Below are 10,069 nucleotides of genomic sequence, written 5' to 3' on the forward strand. Positions count from 1 at the left end.
AATTAAATGATATACTTTTTCCATATACAAATCGATAATTTTTTGGAAAAAAGGGGATTTTAGGATGAAAAAGATGATTTTGGTGTTTTTTTCAGTGATATTACTTCTAGTTTTGTGTATATATTGTTGGAATTATTATACGAAATATTATATAAATACATCAGAAAAGGAGGTAAAAGCTTTTTTGGAAGAGTTTAGCGAAAGTAAAATAGAATTACTTAGTTTTGAACAAATAGATGATACGAATATATGGTTAGCTCATTTCCAATTGAACGAAAAGAAATTTAATTATGCCCAATTTCGAGAAGGATGGAATCATAAAGTTAAATTTATCTATTTAAAAACATATCCTAATGTCACCTATGATGAATTAAATACCAATAAAGGAAAATATGGTGTCATATTTGCGAATAATTTAGATGAAAATATAGTAAAGATAAAACTCCAATCCCAATTAAAAAATTTCGAAACAGAAATAGACACATCCACTTCAAAAATATTTATAAGAGCAATCAAATTGCCTGAAAATGTAGAAAATACTGCACCTGCAATTTTTTATTTTTATGACAAAAACGGAAATTTATACGATTATTAATCTCGGATGTATTTTACTCGTAGATATATTTTCACGCAAACAGATGTCAACTAAAAGAGGAAAAGTTGACATCTACTTTATGCGTCCAAAACCCTTGATATTACGGCATTTTTGCTTATATAATTTACGCTTAAAACAGAGTGGAAATAACTCACTAAGAATATTTGAAGTGAAAACGTTGATTTGACTATATTTTGATAGTATGTAAAATGGATAAAACAATTAGAAATGAATAGATTCCTCGCCAAAATTCCATCAAAGGAAAAGGGGAGAAAAAGGGATATTGTGTAAAAGTAATATCCCTTTTTTTATTCTCTAAAATATTTCAAATTGCAGTTTGGGAAATTTCGGCAGACCAGATATATGAAAATGAAATGCCCTATAAAAATTCATTAGAACACCTAATCGGCTTTTTAAAGATTTACTATGTTAAAAAATTGTTTTTAGTTGTATCTACATTTGATACAATAGAATGGAAGTATAATAAAAAAATCCCTCAATATTACATAAAAGAGCAGTTGGAGAAAAATTTATGATTAGTATTAAATGGGTCATAATTCTTTTGAAAGGGCGATCATAATGAAAACGATTTATATTTATCCAAAATTAGCAATGGGGTTTAACGGATTTGCAACAGGTTTAGATAGAGAAGGCTTCTTTTTTAAGAAAAAGTCAACGAGACTAAAAAAAAGTATAGAAAACTCCTTGAAAGAGAATGATTTGAGTTCTTTTAACGTAGAAGTTACTCATGGGTTTGAATCGCCAGAGGAATTATTAGAAAATGATGGCGTTTTGGTTTTGATTTCTCCATACTTAAAAAGCTTACTTGGTCACATTGATTTTTCTAAAAGTGGATACTATCTTTTATCAGAGGCAGAATATAATTCTGAAAATATTGATAACATTTTAAAGTATATAAAAGCGCTGTAAAACTGTTTAGGTTATAGATTGAAATATAGAATTTTTAAGGATATATGTAAAACAAAAATGTTTATATGCGCATTCTTGTTTTTATCCTTTCTATTTAGAATAAAGATCCTCGAAGCTATGCACTCTGTTAAAACTGAGTGCATAGTTTCAACACAAGCAATTATATTACTGAGCTTAAATGATAAATAAAACTACTCAGTAGCTGATTCAGAAACAATCGTGAAGCGTTCATTTATATGCTGTGGATTTTCAATCTCATCCAATACAGCTATTGCACAATCTGCATAGCTTAGATAACTCTCATCTTCGGAATTCACCAGTAAATGATCTTTCCCTTTTTGATAGGTACCCGTTCTCGGACCATCTGGATCAAATGTAGCGGAAGGGCTTAAATATGTCCAAGTTATTTCTGATTGCTGCAATTCTTCGAGATTCTGCCCTTGCCCTTTTGCAGTTAACTTCACTTTATTTGGTAAATCAGGCGTGTCGAAAAGCTTAATTGATTTATTTTCATCTATATAAAGACTTCCTGCTCCTCCAATTATAATGGCTCTTGCTTTTGTATCTTTTAAAGCTTCAATTAATGTACGCCCAGCTGTAACATGAGGCTCCTCTTCACCCATAGCTACACCAAAAGCATTAACGATTACATCAAAAGTCTTTAGGTCTTCAAAAGAAAGGTCATAGATATCTTTCTCTAATACTTCTACCTCTTTATTTGTTAATTTTGATGCGTTTCTTACTATGGCTGTAACATCATGACCTCGTTCAATTGCTTCTTCTAAAATAAAATTTCCCGATTTTCCAGTTGCTCCAATAATGCCGATTTTCATTTATAATTCCTCCTTGTTATAATAAAATATTTTTCAAAAACTTAGAAAAGCATGAATGTTAAGCTGCTTTGCCAAGGTTGAAACAGCACATCAAAGATAATGAATTCAAGTAAAATGCCCAAGATTAAATAAGTATTCAGATTTAACCTATTGAATTATCAAGGGGGCGGTTCATTGCTTTTGCTAGTCTTTATTATGGTAAAAGTCAATCACGATTTGTATGTTAAAAAAAGGCTTTGTATCGATACAGAGGTTACTCTCTATAGCCTCCAAAATGAATGGACTATTGTATTCTGGACTATTAGTTATAGGAAATTTATGGTTTCGTTTGTGTCCAGCAGTAGCGCCATCGGTATCCTAATAAGTCAGCTACTTGATGATAAAAATTACTATGTGTCATATATAGTTGACAGTTATAACGATTTTATTTATACTTAAAGTGTCCTATATATATGACAAAGGGAGAAGAACTTGTATGAATAGAGTGAAAGAATATCGAACGGTACAAGGAATTTCACAATTAAGTTTGGCAAAAGAAGTGGGCGTTGCACGGCAAACAATTAATTTGATTGAGAACCAAAAGTATAATCCTTCTTTAGATTTGTGTATAAGAATTGCTAAAGTACTGGGAACGGATTTAAATACACTATTTTGGTTTGAAGATGGGGAGGAATTAGATAATGGAGACAAATAAGTTGGAAGGTCGCTTATTACAAAGATATATTGGCTATTTAGGTGAGCGTGATGAGTATCAAAAAAGTATTATTTATAAAGTATTAGCGAACGCGAATGTCATTTCTTTCGCTTTGATTACGGCATTTATGTTAATAAGTCTTAGTTGGGATTTGTATCATCAGCAATTCACTTTAGGAACATTTCTATTGCTAGTTGTGCAGCAAACAAATTCTTATTATGTTTTATTTAAATTGAAGAAATACAGAGTAAATGAAACAGAAATTTATACTGTTGAGGAATACAAAGAACGAATTAAAAAGTTAAAAAAGAGCTCATTTGTTGCAGGTTTAAATTGGGGGCTTTTGATGTTCGTTTTAATGGAATATTTTTTCCCGATGCTGTCGAAGGAATCCATTAATGTTGGATGGTTTGAAATCATACTCTGGCTTACAGGCGGGCTGTTCTTTGGAGTAGCTATGTACTTTATCGCAAAAGGTCAGCTGAAATTAGAAACTGAAGGATGATTATATTGATGAATCTAATATTCATGTAATTTTGAATAAAGTGAATCGTCAAACAGTGGGGGCTTACAGTCTGTTAATACAGAATAAAGGTTTAATCACATATAAAACGTAGAAAAAAGAGCCGAAATCCTTTGAAGGGCACTGAAAAAACTACAAAAACGTGAAAAATATAATAATTTTTATATTGTATCTGTTATAAGAGAAAAAAAGGCGATTTATACCAATAATTTTGGTGTAAATCGCCTTTTTCCAGCTCTTGTTTCGGCTAATTTGCTGGCCTGTTTCTACAAAATAATACAATTGTTAATGGAAATTAAAGAATAGTTCATATCTAAATTGCTTTTTTACTTTTAAAATACGGTTGGAAAAATACAAGGAGAGATTGTCTATTTTTTGTTCAACACTTAATGATAGGGTTAACTACATATACCGTATGGCATATGCTGATATTTTAAAGCGTGAGCTAGGTGTAAAACTATCGGCACAGGGATTTCTACCTATATATCTAGAAAGCCTATGCTTCGTAATATTATCAAAAAAGAAATAGGTAGATTATCTTGAAGTCGAAAAAATTATAGGAAAAGGAGGAGATTTTGGGGATGAACCGAAAACGCAGTAAAAGCAAATCGGTGTTATCATTTTGGCTTGTAGTCATGCTTATTTTGCAAACGTTGACATTCGCTGTTCCTACATATGCAGAGAGTGAGGCAAGCCCTGCAGAAAAGTATGAGGAAGATCAATTAGTTGTTACTGATAAGCTAACCGACAACGAAACTGGTCAATTGGTAACGGAAGACACAGCGAAAGTTATCCTACCAATGTCTGTGGGATTGCCTACAGATAAAACAGCGGTGTTTATGGAAGCGAATGTACTATTTCCACTGGAAGTGAAGCAGGGAAATGATGCTATAAACCCAAATGGTATTATTCAGGGTAGACAACAATTTACGCTCAAGTCAGAAGGGCTTAACGTACCAGTAAATGGTGATGACTCAAATCCAACGAATGCAGATCCTGAAAAATACATCCAAAAGGGTGATTGGATTGAGCTAACAAGAGAGGCCTATTTCAAGGAAGTGCAGTTGCCAACAGCTACTAAAGTGTTGAATGCACAGACTGAATCAGGTATGAGACAACTTGGTACGGCATACTTCACGCCGAACAGTATCAGGATTGTATTTAATGGTGATGATAACTTTTTCAATGGTGTTGGGCGAAATATTGTCTTTAGCTTTGAAACGACAGCTGATGCTGATGTAACTGGAATGGCATATGGTGAGATAAAGCCAATCGACATCTTCGGGACAGCTTATCAGCTACAAAATCCAGATGTTACAGCAGCCTATAACATTACATTGACTGCTGACAATGCACCAAAGAACGGAAGCTGGACTTGGTGGTACCCAAATCAACAGGCATATAAAGATGGCTATTTAACTTTCCATTCGACTGCATCTTCTTTTGATCAGTTAGATCAAACAATCAAGTTAGTAGTAGATGGAATGACCTTTTACACGAAGCCTTCCGATTACCGTATGGTCTATGTGCCAGGAACTTTCAAGGTGAATGGTGCTTTGGTAACGCCAACTATTAATGAAGATGGTGGTTTGAGCTACACTTTCCCTGATGGGACAGGAGTAGATCCGAAAGTCGAGTACCAAGCGTGGTTTCATAAGGATCTATATTATAAGGAGTATCGAGGCTTGGGAATGGATCCCGGTCGTAATAATGGGCAAGGATTTATCCCATCTGTACAGCTAAAGGATGAAAGTAATACAGTACAGGCAGGAGCGTCAAGGGAAATGTGGACTGCACCTGACTGGATTCAAACTGGCGCCTCATATGACCATTCTAGTGAAACAATCACATGGACAGTTAATGTCAACAGCAGGTATAACAAAAGGGGTTTAAAGGACTTTACAATCACAAATGTGCTACCTGATGGGCTAGAATTTAACTCAGCGACGTGGCAGACATGGGTAGATGGTGTTCAATCTACTGAAACATCGATTACGCCAGATGCGAACGGTGTTTACTCTTTTGGAGATATTGATGGTAGAGTAGAACTAGTGATAAAGAGCAAGGTGATAAATGGCTCCGATTTTAGAATCGATCCACGTGTCAACTGGAATTTGGATACACCAAATGATATTCAGAACAATGATGTGATGAGTGGTTTAAGACCTGCCGCAGTGACTGATGAGGCGATTGTTACCATTGGTGCACACACATTTACAAAAGGTGGCACGGTTTCACAGGAGGATTTCAACCTTGGGGGGGTGACATGGACAGTCAATCTAGCCCCGCAATATGCGTTACCAGATGCTGTAGTATATGATGTGCTTGTGCATGGTGGAGATTTGAATATCTTAGATAATGCTGTGGATATAACTAATGAGGTGGATGCAGCAACAATTGCAAAAATAAAGGTAAATATCAATACTGCACAGTTGTGGAAGCAATATCATCAAGGTAGCCTTAAGAGTGCAAATGGTCTAAATGTGAAGGCTATTCCATTGACAGTGGATGGTGAAGTGGTAGCAGATTTAATCAAAGTGACAGGTTATACTACGGATCAGAATGCTTCCTTCAGTTTTCGGGCACTTGAAACGAAGCCAGATATCCTCTTTAGACAGAATATTAATACAGAGAAAGCAAAATGGAATCGCGCCTTATTATTTGATGGCGAAGCTGTCAAGAGCGCACAAAATTCTGTGAATCTTCATGTGACGATGTTAAATAAAGAAATGCTCTTTGCTTCGAAGCCATTAAAGATAGATGGTACACCTGAAAATGTTACGCCAAATAACGTAGCTAGCTATATTAGAGATAACAATAATGAAGCATGGACGATTTCTGGTTATGATCAAACGACGAAAACAGTTACCTTCCGTTTAAGTGTGAATATGCCAGGCTATAATACCGGTGAAATGGCAAAAGATGGTGGCAATCGAGTAGCTAGCAATATTAAGCTAGTAGATACGTTACCTGAAGGTTGGGAGTTCGTACCGTTTTCTGAGGGGAAAGAATTTGAGCTTTGGGAAGGTTCCTCAAGCAATGGTGCATATGCTAGTGGTCGTTCAGATTTGAGGAACGATGCGAAAAAAATCATCGAACCAGGCACTCCTGCTCATGTTGTAAGTTTTTCTAAGAGTGGAAATGTAGGAACATTCAATTTCTCTAAATTGGAAAGCCCTTATGTAATTTTAGTAAAGGCAAGACCATCAAATGCGGCATTAGAGCAATATTTAGAGGAATACACAACAAATGGTACAACGCAGCAAGTAGTGTATAACACTGCTGATTTCCATATGACATGGGGTGGAGAAGAAAAAGTTGTAACTGAGCAACGCAAGGTTATTGTACCCGTTCGAGCACTCAGTAAATCCGTTAATAAGCCATTTCCGGGTGTATTAGAATGGACAGTGGATTATACACCACCATTCAATATGGAACAAGGTATTTACTTGCAGGATACTATAGGCGCAGGTATGAAACTGCGTTATGATGAAAATGACAACCCTATATTGACTGCACCTAGTATGGCAGTATATCGTGCTAAACTGACGGCTAGCGGTACTTTAGAGCGAGAAGGTACAGCGTTAGACCTTAGTGCGCCAAACGCTGAAGTTCAAGTGGAGGCTGGACCAGGAACAGGGGGCACTACAGTTATTAAGTTTCATTTGAGCGACCCAAATCAGCTTTATCAATTTGTGTATCAAACAGAGGTTGATAGATCTCAAGAACCAAAAGCTGGAGACAAAATGGGGAATGAAGTAAAGCTGATGGGTGATGATAAGTTACAATCTATCAGTGCGAAAAGTGAAACTACACTAGACAGTTCAGATGTAGCAGGTAGTTCCACTTCTAATGCGCTATTACCACTAATCAAGGTAGATCCAGATGGAAAGCCACTAGGTGATGTATGCTTTGAGTTATATAAGAAGAGCGATGGAACGAAGGTTGCGGATGGAAAAACAGCTAGCGATGGAAAACGTAATTTATTGTTCCCTGACCCAGGGTACTACGAATTGGTAGAAACTTGTTATGATGAGGATACTTACTTACCAAATACAAAGGTTTATCAAGTATACGTTGGGAATACACCAGGAAAGCCTATTTGGGTAGATGGTGTAAAAGTAACTTCTGATGACCCATTAATCGTTCCAACTCCTGCTGCGGGTGGATTAAAAATCGACAACACTGTAACAGGCAATGGTGGAGATCAAAACAAAGACTTTAGTTACACAATTGTTTTTGATGGAGAAGACGAGGATGCGGAATATCAATATGTCAAGGATGGAGTAAAAGCTACTTTAATAAGTGGCGAATCTATTATTCTAAAGCATGGTGAGGAAATCACATTCCCTAAATTACTTGAAGGTCTTTCTTACAAGGTTACACAACAAAGCTATACAAATGATGGCTATACGACAGACCCAGAAACTCGAGTATATAGTGGTGCAATTGAAAAAGGTACAGTAACGGAGCTGGGGTATGTCAACAACCGAACAATACAAGGACATCTGTTAATCGACAATACGGTAACTGGAAGTGGCGATAGAAATAAGGAATTTGAATACACGATCAACTTCACTGGAGCAAGAGCAGATGGAACGTATTCTTATACGAAGTCTAACAGTACGACAGGGACAATTGAATCAGGTCAAAAAGTTGTACTAAAACATGGTGAGTCAATCACTATTAGCAATCTACCTGTAGGAGTTACTTACACAGTTCAACAGACAGATTACACGAGTGAAGACTATGAAACTACACCAGAAGATTTCACACTTACAGGTGATATTGAAGAATCGCAAACAGCCGAAGCGAAATTTATCAATCATAAAGATGCTGCGGGTGGCTTGCTAGTTAGCAATACGGTAACTGGTAATGGTAGCGATATGAATAAGGACTTTGAGTACACAGTCATCTTCACTGGAGCAGGTGCAGATAGAACGTATTCTTATACGAAGTCTGATGGCACTACAGGAAATATTAAATCTGGAGATACGTTTGAACTTAAGCATGGTCAGACGATTCTGATTGAGGATATTTTAAAGAATACAGGATATGTTGTAACAGAAGCTGATTATACAGCGGAAGGTTATACAACAGACCCAACAAGCCGAGAGCATGTCGGTACTATCGAAGGAGGCGTAATTGCAGAGGCGCTATTTAAAAACGCCCGTTACCTTCCAGGTACACTTGCCTTAGAACCAAAAGTTCAAAAGGTACGTGGAGATGGCAAGACGCCTGCTGAATTGACAGCTACTTTAACTGGAGAGGATGGCACGCCAGTAGAGGGTGAGGAAATTATCTTTATCGTTGATGGTGTGGAAGTAGGAAGAGGAATTACGGATGAAAATGGTAAAGTGACGATTTCATATACGCCACCGAAATTGACTGAGGTAACACCGAAGGAGCATGAGGTTATTGCGAAGACGAATGCTACTAGCCCGTCAGGTGTACCATACAATGAAGATGATGTAAAGATTATCACAATGCCAGCAGCACTTACTGGTGTTCTACGCAACAATGAAACGAGGGAAATTATCCCTAATGCAGAGATTGTGGTAAGAAATCTTAAGACTGGTGAGGAAGAAATCATCACTACTGATTCGGAGGGAAGGTATTATCATCCTGTTCAACGAGATGAGGAATATACAATTACTTACATCCGAATGATTAATATTGGTGGCGTACCAACGCCAATTCCATTTACACAAAAAGCATTTATTGAAGACACTGATGTTACAACAGAAGGTGACTTAATTCCAGCAGAAATTGCTGCTGTAGGTATCGTACTCTTCAAGCAATCAAATGGCAACACAACACTACTAAATGCAGCATTTGCTGGAAACTTGAAAATTTATTTAAAGGATGCAACAGGCAATTATGTTTTAGAGAACGGTATTCCGAAAGCATTTCCTTTAGCTAACAATGGTACTTTCTTAGCAGAAGGCTTAACTATAGGTAACTATATGATGGAAGTGCGCTATGAATTTGAATCAGGTAAAGAGTTAGTACTTGTTAAGGATAAAGTGCTTAACTTAGCAAATATTGACGAACTTAATATTTCGGAAGAGTTAGTTGATCCATATGGCACGGTTTATGATGAAACAACAGGCGATGCAAACACGGGGACAAAAATTGAAGGCGCTACAGTAACACTGTATTACGCAGATACGCCAAGAAATATTGCAAAAGGCATTACGCCAGGTTCGAAAGTCGTATTGCCTGCAATTCCAGGCTTTGAACCAAATGATAATGCTAGCCCAGAGCAATTTAGTGATATTAACGGCTTCTATGCTTATATGGTATTCCCAGAAGCGGATTACTATTTAGTTGTAACAAAAGAAGGCTATGAAACACATACAAGCCCAATCATTTCTGTTGAATGGGATATTGTAAAGTATGATGTACCAATGAAGCCAATTAGTATTAACCCAGGTAACCCAGAAAATCCGAGCAATCCCGGAACACCAGGTAACCCAGAAAATCCGGTCAAC

At 36.6% G+C, this 10,069-nt stretch carries 6 protein-coding genes; 5 read left to right on the top strand and 1 reads right to left on the bottom strand.

The genetic code is table 11. The features are described 5' to 3' along the window. The first annotated feature begins 64 nt into the window (after positions 1–64). Positions 65–595, top strand: a complete 531-nt coding sequence (locus C9J34_RS18325) for a hypothetical protein (RefSeq protein WP_107841624.1) — start codon at positions 65–67, stop codon at positions 593–595. 579 nt (positions 596–1,174) lie between these two features. Then, a complete protein-coding gene (locus C9J34_RS18330) occupies positions 1,175–1,525 on the top strand; it encodes a hypothetical protein (RefSeq protein WP_107841625.1) in 351 nt (116 codons plus the stop codon). Between the two features lie 191 nt (positions 1,526–1,716). Here the strand turns inward: C9J34_RS18330 and C9J34_RS18335 are convergent, their stop codons facing one another. Continuing rightward, positions 1,717–2,358, bottom strand: coding sequence for an NAD(P)-dependent oxidoreductase (locus tag C9J34_RS18335; protein ID WP_107841626.1), 642 nt, complete (start codon positions 2,356–2,358; stop codon positions 1,717–1,719). A 475-nt stretch (positions 2,359–2,833) separates the two neighbouring features. Between C9J34_RS18335 and C9J34_RS18345 the strand changes: the two genes are divergently transcribed. The 3 genes from C9J34_RS18345 to C9J34_RS18355 all read left to right on the top strand — a co-directional run. Beyond that, positions 2,834–3,052, top strand: a complete 219-nt coding sequence (locus C9J34_RS18345; protein ID WP_107841628.1) for a helix-turn-helix transcriptional regulator — start codon at positions 2,834–2,836, stop codon at positions 3,050–3,052. Then, on the top strand, positions 3,039–3,557 hold the full coding sequence (locus tag C9J34_RS18350; protein ID WP_107841629.1) for a DUF3278 domain-containing protein: 519 nt from the start codon (positions 3,039–3,041) through the stop codon (positions 3,555–3,557). The genes C9J34_RS18345 and C9J34_RS18350 overlap by 14 nt, the downstream gene beginning before the upstream one ends. Before the next feature lie 599 nt (positions 3,558–4,156). Further along, a partial coding sequence (locus C9J34_RS18355; RefSeq protein ID WP_107841630.1) for a DUF7601 domain-containing protein occupies positions 4,157–10,069 on the top strand: 5,913 nt, incomplete at its 3' end.

This window comes from Metasolibacillus meyeri (assembly GCF_003049505.1).
Lineage (GTDB): Bacteria > Bacillota > Bacilli > Bacillales_A > Planococcaceae > Metasolibacillus > Metasolibacillus meyeri.

What these genes read in the sequence shown, in the direction of transcription:
- C9J34_RS18345 (WP_107841628.1), top strand. Translation starts at nt 2,834, where the DNA reads ATGAATAGAGTGAAAGAATATCGAACGGTACAAGGAATTTCACAATTA.
- C9J34_RS18325 (WP_107841624.1), top strand. Translation starts at nt 65, where the DNA reads ATGAAAAAGATGATTTTGGTGTTTTTTTCAGTGATATTACTTCTAGTT.
- C9J34_RS18335 (WP_107841626.1), bottom strand. Translation starts at nt 2,358, where the DNA reads ATGAAAATCGGCATTATTGGAGCAACTGGAAAATCGGGAAATTTTATT.
- C9J34_RS18350 (WP_107841629.1), top strand. Translation starts at nt 3,039, where the DNA reads ATGGAGACAAATAAGTTGGAAGGTCGCTTATTACAAAGATATATTGGC.
- C9J34_RS18330 (WP_107841625.1), top strand. Translation starts at nt 1,175, where the DNA reads ATGAAAACGATTTATATTTATCCAAAATTAGCAATGGGGTTTAACGGA.